We start from the raw sequence: 20364 nt of genomic DNA, 5'->3' as shown, positions 1-20364 counted from the left end.
AATTTATGGAAAACTCTAATTACGATGAAATTTTAGCTCAAGCTAATCATATTATATCAAAGATGGAAACAGATAATTTATCCATTAATGAACTATCTCAAAAGCTCGATGAAGCTTACTCATTGATTGAAAGATTAAAGAATCAACTTTTTGAAACAGAAATCCAAGTCGAACAAATTATCAATTCACGAAACACCTTAAACAACTCAGAAGAGGATAAACATGGATCTCAGTAGTCTTCCTAGAACAAAAATTGTTTGCACACTTGGACCATCTTCAAGCACAAAAGAAATGATTTCTAAACTGATCGATGCCGGAATGAATGTTGCAAGACTTAATTTCTCCCACGGTGAACATTCAATCCATGCCGCAAACATTGCATTGATTAGAGAAATTTCTAAAGAAAAAAATGTACAAGTTGCGATATTACAAGACTTACAAGGTCCTAAAATCCGCACTGGAAAATTAAAAAATGGTGGCATTCATATTACAAAAGGCCAAAAAATAACCCTTCGCTATGCAGCCGAACAAATAGATGATGAAATTCTTCCTATCGATTACCGAGAACTTGCAACAGACGTAAAAATAGGGGCTCGTATCCTACTAGATGATGGCCTTCTTGCTATGAAAATAACAAATATTAGAGGATCTGATGTTGACTGTGAAGTTACCCATGGTGGTTTTCTCAAATCAAGAAAAGGCGTAAACTTTCCTGAATGTCACCTTTCTATTCCAGCTACAACTGAAAAAGACATTCGAGATCTTCTTTTTGGCGTTGCACAAGGTGTTGACTATATCGCACTCTCTTTTGTCCAAACAGCAGCAGATGTTACTAAATTAAGAATGATGTTACGTGCTCTTGGCTCTGAAATACCGATTATCACTAAGGTTGAAATGCTCAGTGCTGTTCAATTTATTGATGATATTTGCGAAGTTTCTGATGGTATTATGGTTGCTCGCGGTGACCTTGGCGTTGAGTGTGGCTTTGCAAATGTGGCTGCTTACCAAAAAAGAATTATTGAAGCAGCACTTAACAAAGGGAAACCTGTTATTGTCGCAACACAAATGCTTGACTCAATGATTGAACACAGAAGACCTACAAAAGCAGAAGTGTGCGACGTTGCCAATGCAGTATACGATCATGCCGATGCAACTATGCTCTCAGGTGAGAGCGCTTCAGGAAAATATCCTGAGCTTGCCGTGCAAACCATGCGTGACATTCTGAATCGTGTTGATAGAAGCAAAAGTGTCGCACCTATTGAGTCAGTTTCTTTAAGGCCTTCTGAAAACGAAACAACTGCCGAAGTTTTTGCACGCACGACTGCAGAACTTGCAGAAAAAATGCAAGCCACTGCAATTGTCTGCTTAACTCTTACAGGCAGCATGGCTCGTTATGTTGCAAAATACCGTCCAGACACTCCTGTAATTGCATTTAGTCCACGTCCTGATGTTGTTCGTAAATTAAGTTTAGTGAGAGGTGTAATTGGAGTTTTAAATAATATATTTTACGATTCAGACACTGCATTTTCAGAAATTTCTAGGTATTTAGCAAAAGAAAACTTTGTAAAAGAAGGAGATCTCATTTTAATTACAGGCGGAATTCCTGTTACTCAAATGCTACCAAGTAATACATTAAAAGTTCATCGTATGACTAAGAACGATTTTATTTAATAAAAAAACCAGCTCATTATAAGCTGGTTTTTTATTACAAATTCATATTTATTTTTTTGAACTTTTATTTGAGTTTATTATACGATTTTAAACCTAATGCCATACGCGCTCTTTCTGTCACCGAATCCGCGTATTTATGCGCCCGTTCATAGCCAGGCTGCAAAAGCTCTTTTAATGTATTTTTATTATTTAAATAAAAATCATATTTTTCCCGAAAAGATCCAAAAACTCTCTCATGTTCATCCACAAAATCTTTTTTCGCATGTCCATATCCATAACCAGTTCCTTTTTCCAGACGCTCTTTCATGTAGGAGATGGCTTCTTCAGAAGCAAAAGATTGAAAAATTTGGAAAATAGTACATGTATTTGGATCTTTTGGATCATCAAGCCCCTTGGAGTCTGTTTTTATTTCTTTTACTTTTTTCTCAATTTCTTTTTTTGCCGCAAATATTGGGATATCATTATTATAACTCTTACTCATTTTACGATCGCCATCGGTTCCGATAAGGGTTGGGGTTTCTTGTATAACACCTTGCGCTTCTAGATATACATCAGTTTCAACTAAATTATTAAATAACTTTGCCATATCTGAAGCATATTCGAGATGCTGATTTTGATCTTTTCCAACAGGTATAAATTGAGAATCAAATGTAACAATATCACTTGCCATTAAAACAGGATAATACAAAAGACCTGCAGTCGCTTCTTTACCATTTGCAATAGCGTCTTTATATGCATGAGAGCGCTCTAAAAGACCTGCAGCGGTTGAGCAAGACAGATACCAGGAGTTCTCTTGAATTTGCGGGAAATCGCTCTGTAAAATGATTGAATTGCCTTTTAGATTGAATCCCAATGCTAAGTAGAGAGAAATAATTGAATGACTCAATTCCCCTGGCAGCAGAATTTTAGATCGATTTGTAAGTCCATGCCAATCAACACACATTAAAATAACTTCATTTTCTATATTTTGGGATAATTCCATCATAGGTTTTATTGCACCAAAATAATTTCCAAGGTGTATTTGGCCTGTAGCTTTGACACCTGTTAGAAATCTTTTTCGCCCTTCCAAAGTTTTTTGGGTGGGTTTATTCTTAGTTATTTGTGTAGATTCTTTCATTGAGCGGGAACTCCTAATATCGAAAACAACAGTAAAAACAAGCTGAAATAATATCATGTCTAATTTTTAAAAACAATTGAGTGCATCTTCTAAATAAAAATGGTAAGCAATAAAGGCTTCCTTTTTCCTTATTTTTATCGTAAGGGCTATTGACCACAGGAGAAAAGTTGACACTGATGGGGATTGTGTTTGTACAGAAAAATGTGAAAAAATAGAACTACAAAGGTTCTATCAAGTTATTTTAGAGAGGGTGAATATGACTCTAACCAAAGATAAGATTGTTGAATTAATTCGTTCCAGGACTCAATTTTCTTCGCAAGAAGCAAAAAACTTGGTAGAAACCATTTTAGAGTCCATTAAATCTAAACTAGAAAATGGAGAAGAAGTAAAAATTTCCGGATTTGGAAAATGGGTTGTCCGTGAAAAAAGAAGCCGTCCTGGACGGAATCCGCACACAGGACAGCGAATAGAAATTTCTGCACGTAGAGTTGTTACATTCCACCCATCTGAAAAGCTCAGAGAGGCAGTAAATAACGCTGATCTAGACGATAGCAAGCTTGTAATGGCTGGCGCAGACGATGATTACAACGAATAAAAGAAATATTATTTCTTTTTATTCGTTGCTTTTTTAGCAACTCCAACTCTTTCTTTCAAAGATTTCGCAACACGGAAACTGATCTTTTTAGAAGCAGGGATTTTAATCTCTTCACCCGTTTGAGGATTACGACCTTTACGAGCTGCGCGATCTTTGCAAGTAAGAATTCCTACTTTATCAATACGAACTTTATGCCCACCTGCAACATTTTCTTCAATTGCTTCAAGAAATGCAGAAATAACTTCTTTAGTCATTTTCTTTGGAAGCTGCTCAAAACGTGCGGACACATCCGCAATAATTGAACTTGTTGGGACCGTAGTTAATGTGCTTTTGCTTTTAGCCATAATAAAAATAACTCCATGTGTTAATTAAAAACCCGAATACTCGGAAATTTCTACTTACATTTCATTCCTGCTTAATGCAAGATTTGCAGCAAAAAAATCTGATACAAAATGCCGAAAAGTTTTTTTATAGACAAATGATATGTCCGAAAGAGTAAGAATCATATATTAAGAATGATCGTACATGTCTTTCTGTCACCTTTTTAGGATTGAAATAAATATGATTATTTCTTCACTCATTTCTACATATTTCCAACCTTCAACAAATGATAAAGAATTCGAAAAATGGATAGCTACGGCACTTAGTGCAGTGCTTGATTTCTTAGAGAATCGTGATGGATTTAAAATCCATTCAGACAAATCACCTAGCGAAATTTCTAAAATATTTAATTCTTCAAAAATCCCAAATAAAGGTGAAAGTATAGCTCGAGTTTTAAATGAAACTATTGAAAATATTATTAAAAACTCTGTCCGTGTCTCAAACCCATATTTTATTGGTCATATGACAGGAGCAACTCCTAATTTTCTCTTAATATGTGATATTATAATAAGCGCTCTCAACCAAAATGTCGTAAAAATTGAAACAGCACTCTCTGCAACATATGTAGAATGGCAAACGCTTTGTTGGTTACACCGACTTATCTATGACAGAAGTGAAAATTTTTATAGTAAAGTTCTACAAAACTCAGACACAGCAATTGGCAATTGTTGTAGCGGCGGAACAGTAGGCAACATTACTGCCTTGGTTGCTGCACGTAATAAAGCATTTCCTAATATTCATAAAAAAGGTATTTATTTATCTTATCAAAAAGAAAAATGCAAAAGAGCTGTTGTAATAGTAAGCGAGCGCGGGCATTATTCTATTAAAAAAGCTTGCGCTATAATGGGAATTGGTGAGGAAAACGTAATTTCCGTTCCTTGTCACCTATTTACAAATAAAATCAATCTTTCTGAACTTAAAAAAATAATTAAGAAATTAACTGTTGAAAAAGTAAAAATCATCGCAATAATTGGTATTGCAGCTGGCACAGAAACCGGAAATGTAGATGATCTCTCCAGTCTTGCAAAAATATGCAAAGATAATAACATTTGGTTTCATGTAGATGCGGCGTGGGGAGGCGCTCTTCTTTTAAGCAAAACCCATAAAAAAATAGTTAAAGGAATAAAAAATGCTGATTCTGTTGTTATTGATGGACATAAATTTCTTTATTTAACCTTGTCACATAGCTCAGTACTCTTTAAAAACAAAAATTCACTGGATACAATTCGTCATACAGCAAACTATATTATTCGCGATGGAAGTGTAGATCTTGGAAGAACAACTCTTGAAGGAAGTAGACGATTTGATTCTTTAAAGTTATGGTTTACTTTAAAAGTTCTTGGGCAAGAAGGATATGATCTTCTCATAAAGAATGCTATAAAAAATGCTTTTTTGCTTGCAAAATTAGCTTCTGAACATCCTTCCTTTGAAGTAACAAGCCAACCCGAGACAAGCATCATAACCTATAGATATATTCCAAAAGAATTAAAGATGCGCATGGTATTAGCAAAAAAAATTCATGTTACAGAAAACAAAAAATTTTTAGCGGAATTAAAAAATCACTCCTTTGGTAAAAAAGAAGATTTTATAAGAGTCACAAAAAAAGTAAATTCTGCACTCAATAAAATAAATACTAACCTACAAAAAGAACAGAGAAAAAATGGAAAAAGTTTTATTTCACGAACAACCCTTCAAACAGTTTGGAAAAGTCAGGAAATTGTCGTACTGCGCGCAGTGCCTTTCCACCCACTCACGAACAATGAAACTCTAGCCGAAATTCTGAGAGAGCAAGAAGAGTTAGGAAATAAGCTCTTTGCAAAAATCCGTAAAAGAATTATGAATGAAGAGGCCCAGGCCATTCGTTTCTTTAGTGATTTTCTGATTTAAAGACTTAAGACTCTTAGTATTGCCAAACTCTTAAGATGGCATAGAATAGATTGAGAAGGTATACATATAATCAAGACCGCAAAGGAGAAGCTCAATATGGCTGATAAAAAGACAACAAGCCGAACCTTACCGCTCTTGCCTTTGAGGGAATTGCTTGTATTTCCACACACAGTTGTCCCACTGTTTGTTGGTCGAGAAAAAAGTATTAAAGCTCTCGATGATGCAATGGCGCGGAATAGAGAAATTTTTTTAGCGGCACAAAAAAAACCTAAATCTAACGATCCTCTCCCTGAAGAAATATATGAATTTGGAACAATTGCACAAATACTTCAATTACTCAGACTTCCTGATGGCACAGTTAAAATACTTGTTGAAGGTAAAAAAAGAGGACGCATTCTTAAATACACCGAATCAACCGAAATGCTTGTTGTTGAAGTCACTGAAATTCTAGAACCTTCCGGTCGTTCTGCTGAAAATGAAGCATTAGTGCGCACTGTTAAACAAGCTTTTGACACTTATGTTAAACTCAATAAAAAAGTTCCGCCAGAAATGGTCTTTTCAATTTCAAGCATCGAAGATGAAAGTCGTCTTGCAGACACTCTCGTTGTTCAATTGGCAAATTTAAAACTTGCTGACAAACAAAGAATATTAGAAACGGTTGATCCTGCAAAAAGACTCGAAGAAATATTCAGCATAATTCAATCGGAAATTGAAATATTAAGAGTTGAAAAGAAAATTAGAGCCCGTGTTAAACGGCAAATGGAAAAAACTCAAAAAGAATATTATTTAAATGAACAAATGAATGCCATTCAAAAAGAACTTGGCAATGCAGATGATATTCGCACAGAGATAGCAGAAATTGAAAGTAAAATTAAAGCTAAGAAATTAAGCGATGAAGCACGTGAAAAACTTAAAAAAGAAGTAAAAAAATTACGTAGCATGAGTCCAATGAGTGCAGAAGCAACTGTAGTTAGAAATTATATTGACACAGTTTTATCGTTGCCTTGGGCAGATTACGCAAATACTATAAAAGACCAAAACTATGCAGAAGAAGTCTTGAATGAAGATCATTTTGGCTTAGAAAAAGTAAAAGAAAGAATTCTTGAATATCTAGCTGTAACAAGCCTTTCTAATAAAATAAGAGGTCCTATTCTTTGTTTAGTTGGACCTCCTGGTGTTGGTAAAACGAGTCTTGCTAAAAGCGTTGCACGCTCAACAGGAAGAACTTTTTCAAGAATTGCTCTTGGCGGAGTCAGAGATGAGGCTGAAATTCGTGGACACAGAAGAACTTATATTGGAGCAATGCCTGGTAAAATTTTAAATGCAATCAAAAAAGCAGGCAGCGGAAATCCAGTTATTTTACTCGATGAAATTGATAAAATGAGTTCAGATTTTAGAGGAGATCCTTCGAGCGCAATGCTTGAAGTTCTCGATCCAGAACAAAATCATGCTTTTAATGATCATTATCTCGACCTTGATTATGATCTTTCACAAGCTCTCTTTATTGCAACTGCAAATAATTTAAGTGGCGTGCCAAAACCTCTACTCGATCGTATGGAAATTATTTTCTTAAGTGGTTACACAGAACAAGAAAAAATTAATATAGGACAACAACATCTCATACAAAAATCTATTAAAGCTAATGGACTCGATAAATCTGAATTAAAATTCGACAATTCAGCTTTAGAGGAATTGGTACGTTATTATACGCGTGAAGCAGGAGTGCGAAATTTAGAAAGAGAAATTTCGAGTGTCTGTCGTAAAATTGCGCGTGACCTTTTAAAAAATAATAAAAAACCAATTGTAAAAACATCTTCACAGACTAAAGAAACAATCGTAAAAGAAGGTTCACAAAAAGAAACAATCGTAAAAGAGGGTGCACAAAAAGAAACAATTGCAAAAGAGGGTACACAAAAAGAAACAATTGCAAAAGAGGGTGCACAAAAAGAAGCCACAGTTAATAAAGAAAGTTCAGCAAAAGAAATAAGCACAAAAGACCCATCAACTGAACTTACAAAACTCTTGACCCTCGATGGAGTAAAAGCTCCACTTGTTGATGCTGCGCTTGTACAAAAATATCTTGGACCAAGAAAATATAGCATTGGTGAAAAAGAATTCAACAATGAAATAGGAATTGGCCAAGGCCTTGCCTATACTGAGGTAGGTGGAGACTTATTAGTTACAGAAGTCGCTGTCATGAGTGGAAAAGGAAATCTAAAAATTACCGGAAAATTAGGCGATGTCATGCAAGAATCTGCACAGGCAGCTTTCAGCTATGTACGCTCAAGAGCCGCATTTCTAGGATTAGAGGAAGAATTTTATTCCAAAATAGATATCCACGTTCATTTTCCTGAAGGTGCTATACCAAAAGATGGCCCTAGCGCGGGAATAACCATGGCTACTGCTTTGGTCAGTGCACTCACAAAGAAACCATTTAACCGTGAAGTTGCCATGACCGGAGAAATAACTCTCCGAGGCCGTGTTCTACCCATAGGTGGCTTAAAAGAAAAACTATTAGCTGCGCACCGAGGTGGTATTAAGCGGGTCATTATTCCAAAAGAAAACGAAAGAGATCTCCTTGAAATACCAAAAAATATTTTAGAAGATCTTGAAATTGTAACCGTCGATCACATGGACACAGTTTTATTACATGCAATTGCTTGGGAACATAATGACGCTTTAGAGACCCGTTTGAAAAACTCTCAGGCACTCGCTTTAGCAGGAGTTACAAGCTCAAAGAATATTCAACCACTCATTCATCATTGAAGAAATTGAATTTGAAATATGACTTCCAAAAATAATTATAATTTCATGGAAGATCTCAAACAGCAATGGCTCTCAATGATCGACGCTATTGCAGATCCGCTTGTCCTCATCGATAATAATTATAATATAATAAGACAAAATAAAGCTTACTTTTATATGGTAGAGAATAAGGAAATTAATAATATTATAAAAGTGCCGGGTAAAAAGTGCTATAAAATATTTGCACAAAGAGACTCCCCTTGCGAACACTGTCTTGTCCAAAAAATCAATTCACAAGAAACTCAAACAAAATGGACGAGCGAAGATCTCATTCAAGAAAAAGAATTTGAAATAAAAGCTCATTACGTTCCACCAAAAGATAATAGTAATTTAAGCCGTTTTGTTGTTCATTATCGAGATATTTCAGAACAAAAAAACTTACAAAAAACATTAGCTCATTCAGATAAACTCGTCGCAATTGGAAAACTTGCAGGAGGAGTTGCACACGAAATCAATAGTCCTTTAGCAGGCATTCTCGCATTTACTCAAATTGTTTTATCTGAAATGACTGAAGATAATCCTCATAAAGAAGATTTAGAGCAAATAGAAATTGCGGCTAGAAAATGCAAAGAAATTGTTGAAAATTTATTAAATTTTGCGCGCCTTGAAGCGCAAATTGAAGTGAAAAATGAAATTCAAATTTTAGAAGAGATTCAAAAAACTGTTAAGTTAGCAAAAGGACTATTGAACCAAAAAAACATAACAATTGTTTGGCAAATAATTGATGAGGAAAATGATACCATTCTTGGCAATGCAGGACAAATAGGACAAATATTTTTAAATTTAATTTCAAATGCCATACAAGCAATGAAAAATGGAGGCGTTATTGAAATTGAAAAATATACAGAAAATGAACACGTCTGTATTAAAGTAAAAGACACTGGCAGTGGAATTCACCCCAATATAATAAATAAAATTTTTGATCCCTTTTTTACGACTAAAACTGTTGGTGAAGGCACTGGACTTGGACTTTCCATAACTTATTCACTCGTAAAACAGCATGGAGGAACGATTTCAGTGGATTCAATTTTAAATGAAGGAACCGATTTTGTTCTTAAATTTCCGCTTAGAAAAGCAAATGAGAAATAAAAAAACCACTTTATTACTAAAAATAAAGTGGTTTTTTTCAAAAAAGCAAATTACTTGCTTTCTCTGTGAAGCGTATGCTTACGGCAATATTTACAGAATTTTTTGAGTTCTAGCTTCTTTGTAGAAGCTTTTTTATTTTTTGTTGTGGAATAAAGATTATTACCAGAACAAGAAATTTTTCCGTCACCGCTACAAATTAGCTTAATAATATCGCGCATTTTAATTGACTCCTAGATTCTTTTTTTCATGTACGCGTTAAAAAAACGCAGTGGCGCAAACCCTACAAACAAATTCGTCTTTTTGCAAGCAGTTTCTGAGACTATATGTTAGAGAAAAATCTTTTACGAGCAAGAGACTCCTACAGGTAGAGGTAAAAAATGCTTAAAAATAACGCTAATATTGAAATTCTTCTGAAGGAATTTAATCATGAACTTGAGAACTATATCCTTAATTTAGAAACAAATTCTCAATGCTTAAATATTAAATCAGAAATATCAAATGCTTACATATATCCTTTAAAGGCGGGAGGAAAGCGAATCCGTCCTCTCTTACTTTTATTAACCTCAGGGGCATTTGGAGGCGCAGAAGGCCTTAAAACAGCGTTTAAAGCCGCTCTCGCAGTGGAAAAAATACATACCTACTCGTTGGTTCACGATGATCTACCTTGTATGGATAATGACGATTTAAGGCGTGGAAAGCCAACCACTCACAAGGTTTACGGTGAGGCAAAGGCTCTTCTCATAGGGGATGGATTACTCACTCAAGCTTTTGCTTTATTAGCAGAAACCCAATATGTTCAACCACAAAACAAGCATTATACAACCTTTTTGGTTCAAGCACTTGCACAAGGAGCTGGCCCTGAGGGGATGGTTTGGGGGCAATGGCTTGATATTGCTTTAACGGGCAATGAGAAAGTCACTTGGGAGCAAATGGAAATAGTTCATAGAAACAAAACAGGTAAACTGCTTGGTGCAAGTCTAGAACTTGGCTTTATCTGTGGTTTATCTGCTTTAAATTTAGAAGTGAATCCTGTTCAGTTCAAAAAAATGCGTGAACAGATGAGAGAAGCGGGCATCCTCATTGGTCTCGCATTCCAAATTATTGATGATATTCTTGATAAAACAAAAACGAGTGCTGAACTTGGAAAAACAGCGGGTAAAGATGAAGCACAGTTTAAACTAACAGCTCCCATTCTTTTAGGAATGGACAAGGCCACTGAACTTTCTCAAAAATACACAGAAGCCGCATTACAAAAAATAGAAGATATCTTTGCAAATGAATTATTTGTAAATTATAAAAATGAATTTTCAGAATATAAAATCTCACTCATAGAACACATTAACATTCTTCTTGCGCGCTCTCATTAAATTCCCAAATCATTTTTAATATATAATGCAAATAATTCATCCTTACTAAATAAAATATGTTGTAAAATAAAAAAAATTGTCCTTTGCAAAAGTGATTATTTATTGGGAGATAAAGAAATAATGATTAGAAGCAAATCTCTTTTTTATATATTTATCATCATTATCTTTGAATTTTTCTTGTATTCTTGTGCTTCGGCTCCAAAAAAAGCGGCGCTCGAAGAAGGAAAACAAGCCGAAACAGATGCAAATGCTGAAACAGATGAACATGGTAATATAATTGTAAAGAAAGCTGCTGAACTGCCAAATTTTGATCAATTTGCAAAAGTTGAAACAATTGATAGTATTGAAAATATTAATAAAGAGCAAGATAAAAGAATATTAAAACTGGAAAAAGAAAATAAAACACTTTCTTTTCAAGTCACAGATTTAATTCAAGACAATAGAGTATCAAAAAAAATGATAACTCAACTGCGTAACGATGTCTTCAGTCTAAGCGAAGTAATTTCAACAAATAGAAGAGAAATTGAAATAATTAAAAGGGGATTGCGCTCCGGAATTTTTGAGGATCTCAATCCAGCAAACAAGTCTCCATCCAGCGCAACGGGACAGTCTATGTTACCTGATATACTTGAAAGTCGCTATTCTTTTGAAGAAAGACAAAATTCTATTACACCCGAATCTCCTAAAACGGAAATGAATCAACCAACAGCGCATTCATTGAGTCCATCTCAAATGCTAGCAAATGCAGAAATTAAAATTCAACAAGCTCAGTTTGGAGAAGCAATTGTTACCATTGAAGATATGAAAAAAAATTTCCCGAATTACGATGATGGTGGAAAATCATATATTTTAGCTGCTGAAGCATGGTTTAAAATGCGTGAATACAACAACACATTTAACGAATTAAAGTCATTTTATTTAAAATATCCAGCAAGTTCTGAACTCTCTCATGCCAAACTGATAGAAGGAAAAGCTTATGAAAAAATGGATCAAAAAAATAAGGCTACTGATCTTTATCAAGAGGTGATTACCCTTGCGCCACAAAGCAATGATGCACAAAATGCTCGTGAAGGAATGTTGCGTATGCGCGATGCAAAGTGAAATAAACAATTATGCTTGAATTATCTAGGATATAAATGAATATTGGTTCATTAACTTGAATCTGATTAAAATATCTCAGATCACTAGTACGCAGAATAAGTATCTATAATTATTGATTTTTACTTGCCAATTCTCCTTTATTTTGAATTGAAAATAGAAAAAGAAGTGAGTTTTTCTTGCACTTTAACTAAGATCATGATATGACTTTCGCATGGAAACCTACAAGGTAACCCAAGAATATTGTCGTTCGGACACTATTTTTGTCCTTCCTTAAAAAAAGAATAAATACCTTCCTTTTGAACTCTTGCCTTAGCATTGTCCTTTCTCATTGTACCTATCACATTCTCTCCACCGAGAGACGACGAAGCCGCCGGTTTCCGAACAAAACGGCGGCTTATTTTATTTGCTAGAACATAATAAACATCACTGTTTTGTAACGCCTGTTTTTTCAAAAACCTCTTCTTTTGCAAACTTCCGAAGTTTAATTAAATTTTGATCTATTTTTTCTACGTTACGGGTTATTGTGGAAATCATATCCACAAAGTTTTCATGATCGAATTTTGGATCTAAATATTTTTTTTCTGTTACGTCTTCGCCTAACTCTTCTAAAAAACCTTTTGTAACAAAAAGAGCATTATTAATATCATGTATTAACTCTCGCAAACGCAAACTAACCATATTTACAATTGATTCTGGAGTTTGCGTATCTGACATAAAACTTCGACTCCTAATTTTAAATAAAGAACTTAATTATTTTATATTAAGAGAGTTTTTGACTTTTTGAAATGAAATTTTCAATCGCTTTAGTCACTAGCCTGACACATTTTCCAGTAGGGCCACTTTCAGACCAAAGTCCATTGGGTCTATCACACCACATAAAAGTATCTATATGGTTCCAACGTGCGACTGTTACAAATTTTCTAATAAAAAGAGCTGCAGTGATCGAACCCGCATAACCTGAAGTGCTGCTGTTCATAAAGTCAGCGACGCTTGAATCGAAATAAGACTCATACTCCTGGGGCAACGGCATGGGCCAAACCCAATCACCTGTCTCAAGTCCAGCAGAATGAAGTAACTCATTGGTTTCTGGATGATTGCCAAATAAAGAATCGACCATACTGCCTAAAGAGACCCGCGCAGCTCCTGTCAACGTTGCTAAATCAATTAACCAATCAGGATTTTCTTCGCAAGCAAGACTTACGGCATCGGCTAAAACAAGGCGCCCCTCGGCATCTGTATTTTCAATTTCAACTTGAAATCCATTTCTTGCTTTATAAATATCCCCAGGTCGCATTGCTTGGCTTGAAACCATATTTTCTGCTAAAGGAAGCCAACAAGTTAAATGCATTGCTAAATTCATTCGTGCACAAGCAAAGAAAATCCCTAAAGCTGCGGCCGATCCTCCCATGTCCTTTTTCATATTGCGCATAGACGATGAAGGTTTAATATCATATCCACCTGAGTCAAATGTGATTCCTTTTCCGACTAAAGCAACATGAGGAATTTTCTGAGCCGTTTTTTTAGGAGAGTATGTTAACTTAACAAGGCGTGGTTTAATGGCACTCCCTTTCCCAACCGCACAAATTAAGCCACAGCCTTCATTTTCTAATTTAGCAAAATCCCAAATATCAATTTGTATATGGTTTGGTAATCCTGCTTTTTCACATTCACTTTTCACAAGAAACCGTAATATAACTTCATATGTTTCAGGAGTCAGTGAATTAGGGGGCATATTTACAAATGTTCTAGTATAACTCATTGCATCTGAAATTGCTAAAGCGCGTTTATATTCTTCAAAAGAAAAAAGACTTTCAGATAAAACAATTCTTTTTTGAGATAGACTTTGAGTAAATGTTTTTTTGATTTTGTTTGAAATAGATTTTTGAATGAGACCAATTATAAACTCTGAATGTTCACCTATAATAAGTTCTTTGATATCCTGAGAAAGTGAAACTAAAAATACACTTTGATTTTCTATTTGATTCGTAAATGAATTTAATTGATTTGATAATATTGAGCCTATATAACTCGCAATATGAGCTTTTCCTGGTTTTTCATGGGAGAGTTTTTTAGGCTCATCTGTGGGGACAACAAAAAAAAACTCTTTTCCATTCGAACTATAAGGATAAAGAGTTTTTAATTTAAACTCTCCAAATAATTTACGAGCAAACATGTATAAAGCTGAGTCACTATAAAATTCAGCTTCACTTAAAACATTTATTAAAATACCACTTGATTCTTTTGCACACGCATTAAATTCAGATTCTGAAAATAAATCTACTTTTAATGCAGACGTTAATAGCCATCCCGAAAAAAAATTCATTTTAATTTTCCACCTTGTGAACTAAGAAGTGTGCGTTTAAGCACCTTACGAGAATCTCCTTTTTTAGCTAAGACAAGGTATCTTTGCATAGCAACCTTACGAGCTGCAAGGAATTGTGCATAAAAATTAGTGGAGGCAAACTTAAATGAGGGAGAGTCATAGTGATCTATTATTTTGCACAAATCACGAGATCCTGTTTCAGAAATAGCACGCAACACACCATTAACCCCATGATTATAGGCAGTTAAAGTAAGCGGCCAGCTTTGAATTTTTTCATAATCTGCTTTTAAAATTTTCATTGCAACTCGAGTCGAAACTTTAGGATCAGTGCGTTTGCTAACAGCTTCATCTCCTTCGATATGACGCATGGTACCGGGCATAATTTGCCAAAGCCCCATAGCACCCACTTTAGAACCCGCTTTAGAATTAAAACTGCTTTCAACATGAGGAAGATAAGCTAAATCTAAGGGGAGACCACTGCTTTTAATTTCAGGAAAGATTGTAGGCATAAAATTTATACTTCTTTGAATTCCTTCTTCAAATTGCGTTTTCAATCCCGATTGAAAACGAATATTATCTTTCGCTAATAATAGATTTTTTTGAGTCAACTCACCTTTATTAAATAACTTTGCGATCTTTTTTTCTTGGAAAGTCCATTTTTTTGGAGTTTTTAATTTCTTAGAAAGACTGTCAAGAAGAGCTATATATTTTTCGCGCTCATTTTTAACAAACTGTGTTCTGATTTGTGGGTTTTGTGGAATTTTAATTTTTGCATAAACACGATTAAGAGACTCTTTATCATGAATAAATGCTTCATTTGAGTCGATTTCTGTATATACTTTTTTCCAAAAATTTACATTGTGAATAATACATGGTATCATTGGAAAATTTTCTTCAATTTTAGAGATTTTCTTTGTTGAAGTAAAATCCTTAACTTGCCTTTTATTTTGCAACGAGCTTAACTTTGTATTTTTTTTCGTTGCTTTTATTTCTAAAGAGGGTGGCGGAGGCGGTATATCAAAATTATTATTATTTTGATTAATAGAATTGGCAGAAATGACAATTCTATTTTCTTTATTATTTTGATTATTTTTAGAATTTTCAGTTGCACTTTTAGGAGCTCTTTTTAATTCACTTTCTGCTTTTTGATTTGTAATTGGATTATAATACAACACAGGCTGCAAACCTTCATCAGGCGGTAAATCAATTTTAAGATCAAGCGCGAATGTTCTTGCAAAAAAGGCAACCTGCGAAATTATTATAAGAGTAGAGAAAACAGACCTTCGGTTCATTTGCAGATTTTTCAGAAACATATTAAATCCTCGGAAAGAAAGAAGCAGAAAACTGCTTCAAGCTTAAAACAACAGCATGAAAGGCAAAGTATGTTTCGCATATTCAAGTGGTTTTTACCAGTCTTTTTTGGCTTGCTATTGCTTTTCATTCTTGAACTGATATTGCAAAAAACTAACGTACCAAACTATATTATCCCACTCCCATCACAGGTAATAGACGTCTTACTGTCTGACTGGGAAACTATTTTACAGAACAGTTATACAACTCTAACCGAATGGCTTATCGGCATTATTCTAGCAATTTTATTAGGTTTATTTCTTTCAATTTGTTCCTTTAATTCAAAACTATTTCACTCCATTATTTCTCCCCTTTTAATTATTTCTCAAAGTATTCCTTATCTTGTTTTTACCCCAATTCTTATGATTTGGTTTGGACTTGGAATTGCACCGAAAGTTATTTTAGTAGTGTTAACTTGCTCTTTTCCCATTTCACTTGTGCTGCAAAATGATCTTCTCGAAGCAAAAAAAGAATATCATCTTGTCGTTGAAATGCTTTATATCAAACCTGTAAATGCATTTATTCATATCTATCTTCCCTATGCACTTCCCGGTTTTTTTAATGCTCTTAAAATAAGCGTAAGTTATTCGTTTGGATCAGCGGCACTTGCAGAACTTATGGGAAGTGAAAGTGGACTCGGCGTTTATTTGTTACGTTCTCAAGCTACATATCGAACAGATAAAATGATTGCAGCCGTTCTTATCATAGTTATTATTAGCATAACAAGTACATCTTTAGTTTCTCTCATTAGAAAAAAAGTGGTTTTCTGGAAAACAGCAAAGCATTAAATTGATAGGTAATTCATATTATGATCAAAATAAATATAAATAAATACTCCTATGAAAATAAAATACCCGTTATTAAAAATATAAATATTTCTTTAAAAGAAGGGCAAATAACAACACTTATTGGAGCTTCTGGTTGCGGAAAATCCACTCTTTTACGTGTACTCATGGGTATGGAAACAGGAGCTCATGGAAATATCTTTTATAACCAAAATGAATTTAATTTTAATCATTGGAATTCTAAACAAACATTATTTTCAATGGTGCCACAAACACCACTTCTTTTTCCATGGAAAAATATTATAGAAAATATAAAATTAGCTATTTCGAAAAAAAAAGAAATTCAAGAAAATAAAACAAAAAATGAAATAGCATTAAATGCTTTAAAAATAGTACAAATGGATGAGCACGCCTTAAAATTTCCCGATGAAATTTCTTTAGGAATGGCTCAAAGGGTTGCCTTTGCTAGGGCACTTGTACTAGATACTAAAGCTATTTTATTAGATGAGCCCTTTGCTTCCTTAGATGCTCATACAAGGCGTATTTTACAAGAATGGCTGCTTCTAAAAATTAAAGAAACTAGTAAATATGCAATTCTTGTAACCCATGACGTCCGTGAAGCACTTTTATTATCAAAAGAAATAAATGTTTTAAGTGGTGTTCCTGCAGAAGTTTATAAAACATATACGAGTGATGATATTTTACATGAAAATAAAAATCTGGAAGAAGATATTTTATCAATCCTTGGTAGAAATATAAATTAAATAAATTTATTAATGAGAGATCTTTTTTACAAACTGACTTCCAGTTGTTTTTGCATTTGCTTCATCAAAAACATCGCATGCCAGTTGAAAATCATCTAAATCTAAATAACCTTTTTCATTTAAGACATCTTTTAATTTATGAAAAGAATCCACCAGCATTGCATTTTGATCAAGCAGTCCATCCATTTCCGCTCTTAATTTACAAACTTCACCACCAATACGTGTCATAGTGTCGAAGATTTGTTCAATCTGTTTTGATAGATTGACATTTAATCCATTATCATCCGTTACATTTCTAGGGGACTCGAGGTCAAGCGCATATGTGTCAAGACCATCGTCTACCACATCTTCGTATGTTTCTTGAGGTATGTTGGCCATTGTTTCCCCTTCCAAATAGAAATCAGCAAAGGCACTTTTCTAACTTCTCCCCTTGTCGGAAGGATTTAACTTGAAATAAGAGGAAAGAATTGGCACCTTGTTTCTAAAATTGGCACAGACCTGAGAGCTGTGATAAAAGGCCTCTGGTTTAGTATGTGTTTACTTTGTTGAAAGGATAAATTCTTAGTCATGTTAAATATTCTCAAGTCTCTCTTTGGAACCAAAAACGATCGAGAATTGCGCAACACTGCGCCTATCCTTACAAAAATAAATATGCTTGAAGCCAAAATGCAGCAGTTCACAGACAACGAACTTAAAGCGAAAACTATTGAATTCAAAGCTCGTTACAATAAAGGAGAAACTCTCGACTCTCTCCTACCCGAAGCTTTTGCAACAGTTCGTGAAGCCAGTAAACGTTGCCTTGGCAAAAGACATTTTGATGTTCAGCTTATTGGTGGATATGTTCTTCACCAAGGTAAAATCGCAGAAATGCGCACAGGTGAAGGCAAGACTTTAACAGCAACGGCTCCTGTTTATTTAAATACAATTTCAGGTAAAGGCGTACATGTTGTTACAGTTAATGAATACCTAGCATCCACCCAGTCCGAAGAAATGGGTAGACTTTATAGCTTTTTAGGACTTACTACGGGTTGTATCCTTTCTGGCATGAATGACACTCAACGCCAAGATGCATATGCGTGCGATGTGACTTACGGCACAAATAACGAACTTGGTTTCGATTATTTACGTGACAATATGAAAGTTCGTCTTGAAGACTTCTGTCAACGTGGACATCATTTTGCCATTGTTGATGAAGTCGACTCTATTCTTATTGATGAAGCAAGAACTCCGCTCATAATAAGTGGCCCATCTGACACATCTTCAGACAAATATATTGTTGCAAACAATGCCATTCGTGGTCTCAGAAAAGAAATTGATTACACAGTAGATGAAAAATCCCGTTCCTGCGCACTGACAGAAGCTGGTATTTCTAAAGTCGAAAAACGTTTAAATATCGAAAATCTTTTCGATCCTGAGCACAATGAACTGGTCCACGCATGCAACAATTCCTTACGGGCACACGTTCTCTTCCGCAAAGATGATCATTACATCGTGCAAAATGGACAAATTATTATTGTGGACGAATTTACGGGTCGACTCATGCACGGAAGACGTTTTTCAGATGGTTTGCACCAAGCCTTAGAAGGTAAAGAAAATGTCCAAATTCAAGCAGAAAATCAAACTCTCGCACAAGTTACCTTACAAAATTATTTCAGAATGTATGATAAACTTTCAGGGATGACGGGTACGGCAGACACTGAAGCAGTTGAATTTCACAATATTTATAAATTAAATGTTGTTGTTATCCCGACAAATAGACAAATGATCCGTATAGATCACGATGATGTCTTATTTTTAAAGCAGACAATTAAATTTAATGCTGTTGCAGATGAAATTGAAAAAATTCACAAAACAGGGCAACCTATTTTGGTGGGAACAGTCAGTATTGAAAAAAGCGAATTACTTTCCGAGCTATTAAAAAAGAAAAATATTAAACATCAAGTTTTAAATGCAAAACATCACGAACAAGAAGCACATATTATTGCCCAAGCAGGTCAAAAAAGCCATGTTACTTTATCAACCAATATGGCTGGACGTGGTACCGACATTATTTTAGGTGAAGGTGTGGCTGAATTAGGTGGTCTTTATGTTATCGGGACAGAGCGTCATGAAAGCCGACGTATTGACAATCAATTGCGTGGGCGTTCAGGTCGTCAAGGTGACCCAGGGGCAAGTAAATTCTTTCTTTCTTGGGAAGATGAGCTTATGCGCCGTTTTAATAACAAAGCAAACCAATTTATTATGGAACGCTTTGTAGGTGATGAAGCCATTCATGACCCTCGTTTAACCAATGTTATTGGTAAAGTTCAAAAAAGAGTGGAAGGATTTAACTATGACATTCGTAAACAACTTCTCCAATATGACGACGTTTTAAATCAACAAAGAAAAGCAATTTACGCAGCTCGTATGCGGATTTTACGTAAAGAAAATGTAAAAGAAATTTTGGTAGGCGATCCTATCGAAAAATTTGCTCGCACCATTTGCGATGACTTTGCGCCTCCATCCGGTTTACCCGGGGAAGTGGTGACTGTGGACTATCGTAATTTAGAACGAATTCTATTTCGTAATTTTAATAAAGCTATTCCATTTACAGAGTCTGAAAGACAAAATTCTGAAATTGGCAGAGATGAATTTTATGCACTCATCAGTAAAAAGTTAATCACTGAGTACGAAGAAAAAGAAAATCTTTTTGGTCAAGATCAAATGCGTGATATCGAACGCTGGGTTATGCTCCAGACAATCGACTCTTGGTGGAAAGATCATTTATTAAATATCGATCACCTAAAAGATGGTATTGGATTAAGAGGATACGCACAAAAAGATCCATTACAAGAATATAAAAATGAAGCATTTGAACTCTTTAAAAGACTTATCAGTGCAATCAAACAAGATACTTTACAAATGATTTTCAGAGTTCAACCTAATTTAGCTGAAAAATTTATTGCTGAAGCAAAAGCAGAAGTTGAAAGAAAAGCAAGACTTGAACTCAAAAATTCACAAGCTGAACATCAAGATCCTGAAGACGCTTTTGAAAATAAACTCGAAGAAAAAGAAGAAATTGAACGCAAAAAAGCTATTTATAGCAATTTAAATACCATTTAAATTGCTACTCTTATTTTTTTAAAGAAC

18 protein-coding genes are annotated in these 20364 nt (G+C 34.6%); 11 read left to right on the top strand and 7 right to left on the bottom strand.

The window, feature by feature from the left end:
• The first annotated feature begins 5 nt into the window (after positions 1 to 5).
• Entirely contained in the window at positions 6 to 236 is a 231-nt protein-coding gene (locus tag GCL57_RS10780) for an exodeoxyribonuclease VII small subunit (RefSeq protein ID WP_161597712.1), read from the top strand.
• Positions 223 to 1671 (top strand): pyruvate kinase, encoded by a 1449-nt coding sequence (pyk, locus tag GCL57_RS10775; protein WP_152213353.1) that lies wholly within the window; start codon positions 223 to 225, stop codon positions 1669 to 1671. Before GCL57_RS10780 ends, pyk begins: the two co-directional genes overlap by 14 nt.
• 64 nt (positions 1672 to 1735) lie before the next feature.
• Here pyk and trpS read toward each other — a convergent pair whose 3' ends face one another.
• Complete coding sequence (gene trpS / locus GCL57_RS10770; RefSeq protein ID WP_161597711.1) at positions 1736 to 2788, bottom strand: tryptophan--tRNA ligase; 1053 nt, start codon at positions 2786 to 2788, stop codon at positions 1736 to 1738.
• 109 nt (positions 2789 to 2897) lie between these two features.
• On the opposite strand from trpS, the gene GCL57_RS10765 reads away from it, so the two are divergent.
• Entirely contained in the window at positions 2898 to 3383 is a 486-nt protein-coding gene (locus GCL57_RS10765; RefSeq protein ID WP_484489479.1) for an integration host factor subunit alpha, read from the top strand.
• A gap of 8 nt (positions 3384 to 3391) precedes the next feature.
• On the opposite strand, the gene GCL57_RS10760 is transcribed toward GCL57_RS10765, so the two are convergent.
• The gene (locus GCL57_RS10760) at positions 3392 to 3727 is read right to left on the bottom strand and encodes an HU family DNA-binding protein (protein ID WP_152213350.1); all 336 of its coding nucleotides are present in this window, start codon (positions 3725 to 3727) and stop codon (positions 3392 to 3394) included.
• A 217-nt stretch (positions 3728 to 3944) separates the two neighbouring features.
• Between GCL57_RS10760 and GCL57_RS10755 the strand changes: the two genes are divergently transcribed.
• From GCL57_RS10755 to GCL57_RS10745, 3 genes are all read left to right on the top strand, one after another.
• A complete protein-coding gene (locus GCL57_RS10755; protein WP_161597710.1) occupies positions 3945 to 5651 on the top strand; it encodes an aminotransferase class V-fold PLP-dependent enzyme in 1707 nt (568 codons plus the stop codon).
• 96 nt (positions 5652 to 5747) lie between these two features.
• Positions 5748 to 8417 carry an endopeptidase La gene (gene lon / locus GCL57_RS10750; protein ID WP_152213348.1) on the top strand — a complete coding sequence of 890 codons (2670 nt, stop codon included), beginning with the start codon at positions 5748 to 5750 and terminating at the stop codon, positions 8415 to 8417.
• A gap of 18 nt (positions 8418 to 8435) precedes the next feature.
• Positions 8436 to 9545 (top strand): sensor histidine kinase, encoded by a 1110-nt coding sequence (locus tag GCL57_RS10745; RefSeq protein ID WP_152213347.1) that lies wholly within the window; start codon positions 8436 to 8438, stop codon positions 9543 to 9545.
• A 50-nt stretch (positions 9546 to 9595) separates the two neighbouring features.
• Here GCL57_RS10745 and rpmG read toward each other — a convergent pair whose 3' ends face one another.
• Positions 9596 to 9763, bottom strand: coding sequence for a 50S ribosomal protein L33 (rpmG, locus tag GCL57_RS10740; RefSeq protein WP_152213346.1), 168 nt, complete (start codon positions 9761 to 9763; stop codon positions 9596 to 9598).
• A gap of 159 nt (positions 9764 to 9922) precedes the next feature.
• On the opposite strand from rpmG, the gene GCL57_RS10735 reads away from it, so the two are divergent.
• On the top strand, positions 9923 to 10912 hold the full coding sequence (locus GCL57_RS10735; RefSeq protein ID WP_152213345.1) for a polyprenyl synthetase family protein: 990 nt from the start codon (positions 9923 to 9925) through the stop codon (positions 10910 to 10912).
• A gap of 120 nt (positions 10913 to 11032) precedes the next feature.
• A complete protein-coding gene (locus GCL57_RS10730) occupies positions 11033 to 12013 on the top strand; it encodes a tetratricopeptide repeat protein (protein WP_152213344.1) in 981 nt (326 codons plus the stop codon).
• Between the two features lie 423 nt (positions 12014 to 12436).
• Here GCL57_RS10730 and GCL57_RS10725 read toward each other — a convergent pair whose 3' ends face one another.
• The 3 genes from GCL57_RS10725 to GCL57_RS10715 are packed head-to-tail and all read right to left on the bottom strand — an operon-like array spanning position 12437 to position 15649.
• Positions 12437 to 12727 carry a hypothetical protein gene (locus tag GCL57_RS10725; protein WP_152213343.1) on the bottom strand — a complete coding sequence of 97 codons (291 nt, stop codon included), beginning with the start codon at positions 12725 to 12727 and terminating at the stop codon, positions 12437 to 12439.
• Positions 12728 to 12773: 46 nt separating this feature from the next.
• Positions 12774 to 14336 carry a M17 family metallopeptidase gene (locus tag GCL57_RS10720; RefSeq protein ID WP_152213342.1) on the bottom strand — a complete coding sequence of 521 codons (1563 nt, stop codon included), beginning with the start codon at positions 14334 to 14336 and terminating at the stop codon, positions 12774 to 12776.
• Positions 14333 to 15649, bottom strand: coding sequence for a lytic transglycosylase domain-containing protein (locus GCL57_RS10715; protein WP_152213341.1), 1317 nt, complete (start codon positions 15647 to 15649; stop codon positions 14333 to 14335). The genes GCL57_RS10720 and GCL57_RS10715 overlap by 4 nt, the downstream gene beginning before the upstream one ends.
• A 69-nt stretch (positions 15650 to 15718) precedes the next feature.
• Between GCL57_RS10715 and GCL57_RS10710 the strand changes: the two genes are divergently transcribed.
• Together GCL57_RS10710 and GCL57_RS10705 are read left to right on the top strand one after the other, a co-directional pair.
• Complete coding sequence (locus tag GCL57_RS10710; RefSeq protein WP_152213340.1) at positions 15719 to 16474, top strand: ABC transporter permease; 756 nt, start codon at positions 15719 to 15721, stop codon at positions 16472 to 16474.
• A 20-nt stretch (positions 16475 to 16494) separates the two neighbouring features.
• On the top strand, positions 16495 to 17235 hold the full coding sequence (locus tag GCL57_RS10705; RefSeq protein WP_152213339.1) for an ABC transporter ATP-binding protein: 741 nt from the start codon (positions 16495 to 16497) through the stop codon (positions 17233 to 17235).
• Between the two features lie 9 nt (positions 17236 to 17244).
• Here the strand turns inward: GCL57_RS10705 and GCL57_RS10700 are convergent, their stop codons facing one another.
• Positions 17245 to 17613 carry a hypothetical protein gene (locus GCL57_RS10700; RefSeq protein ID WP_152213338.1) on the bottom strand — a complete coding sequence of 123 codons (369 nt, stop codon included), beginning with the start codon at positions 17611 to 17613 and terminating at the stop codon, positions 17245 to 17247.
• A 189-nt stretch (positions 17614 to 17802) separates the two neighbouring features.
• Here GCL57_RS10700 and secA point away from each other — a divergent pair, with 189 nt between their 5' ends.
• Positions 17803 to 20337 carry a preprotein translocase subunit SecA gene (gene secA / locus GCL57_RS10695; protein ID WP_152213337.1) on the top strand — a complete coding sequence of 845 codons (2535 nt, stop codon included), beginning with the start codon at positions 17803 to 17805 and terminating at the stop codon, positions 20335 to 20337.
• Positions 20338 to 20364 lie beyond the last annotated feature (27 nt).

It is taken from the genome of Fluviispira multicolorata, from assembly GCF_009208585.1.
Classification (GTDB): Bacteria; Bdellovibrionota_B; Oligoflexia; order Silvanigrellales; family Silvanigrellaceae; genus Silvanigrella; species Silvanigrella multicolorata.
The sequence above is the reverse complement of the archived record's forward strand: the minus strand, read 5'-3'. Positions and strand labels throughout refer to the sequence as shown.

What these genes read in the sequence shown, in the direction of transcription:
- GCL57_RS10780 (WP_161597712.1), top strand. Translation starts at nt 6, where the DNA reads ATGGAAAACTCTAATTACGATGAAATTTTAGCTCAAGCTAATCATATT.
- pyk (WP_152213353.1), top strand. Translation starts at nt 223, where the DNA reads ATGGATCTCAGTAGTCTTCCTAGAACAAAAATTGTTTGCACACTTGGA.
- trpS (WP_161597711.1), bottom strand. Translation starts at nt 2,788, where the DNA reads ATGAAAGAATCTACACAAATAACTAAGAATAAACCCACCCAAAAAACT.
- GCL57_RS10760 (WP_152213350.1), bottom strand. Translation starts at nt 3,727, where the DNA reads ATGGCTAAAAGCAAAAGCACATTAACTACGGTCCCAACAAGTTCAATT.
- GCL57_RS10755 (WP_161597710.1), top strand. Translation starts at nt 3,945, where the DNA reads ATGATTATTTCTTCACTCATTTCTACATATTTCCAACCTTCAACAAAT.
- lon (WP_152213348.1), top strand. Translation starts at nt 5,748, where the DNA reads ATGGCTGATAAAAAGACAACAAGCCGAACCTTACCGCTCTTGCCTTTG.
- GCL57_RS10745 (WP_152213347.1), top strand. Translation starts at nt 8,436, where the DNA reads ATGACTTCCAAAAATAATTATAATTTCATGGAAGATCTCAAACAGCAA.
- rpmG (WP_152213346.1), bottom strand. Translation starts at nt 9,763, where the DNA reads ATGCGCGATATTATTAAGCTAATTTGTAGCGGTGACGGAAAAATTTCT.
- GCL57_RS10735 (WP_152213345.1), top strand. Translation starts at nt 9,923, where the DNA reads ATGCTTAAAAATAACGCTAATATTGAAATTCTTCTGAAGGAATTTAAT.
- GCL57_RS10730 (WP_152213344.1), top strand. Translation starts at nt 11,033, where the DNA reads ATGATTAGAAGCAAATCTCTTTTTTATATATTTATCATCATTATCTTT.
- GCL57_RS10725 (WP_152213343.1), bottom strand. Translation starts at nt 12,727, where the DNA reads ATGTCAGATACGCAAACTCCAGAATCAATTGTAAATATGGTTAGTTTG.
- GCL57_RS10720 (WP_152213342.1), bottom strand. Translation starts at nt 14,336, where the DNA reads ATGAATTTTTTTTCGGGATGGCTATTAACGTCTGCATTAAAAGTAGAT.
- GCL57_RS10715 (WP_152213341.1), bottom strand. Translation starts at nt 15,649, where the DNA reads ATGTTTCTGAAAAATCTGCAAATGAACCGAAGGTCTGTTTTCTCTACT.
- GCL57_RS10710 (WP_152213340.1), top strand. Translation starts at nt 15,719, where the DNA reads ATGTTTCGCATATTCAAGTGGTTTTTACCAGTCTTTTTTGGCTTGCTA.
- GCL57_RS10705 (WP_152213339.1), top strand. Translation starts at nt 16,495, where the DNA reads ATGATCAAAATAAATATAAATAAATACTCCTATGAAAATAAAATACCC.
- GCL57_RS10700 (WP_152213338.1), bottom strand. Translation starts at nt 17,613, where the DNA reads ATGGCCAACATACCTCAAGAAACATACGAAGATGTGGTAGACGATGGT.
- secA (WP_152213337.1), top strand. Translation starts at nt 17,803, where the DNA reads ATGTTAAATATTCTCAAGTCTCTCTTTGGAACCAAAAACGATCGAGAA.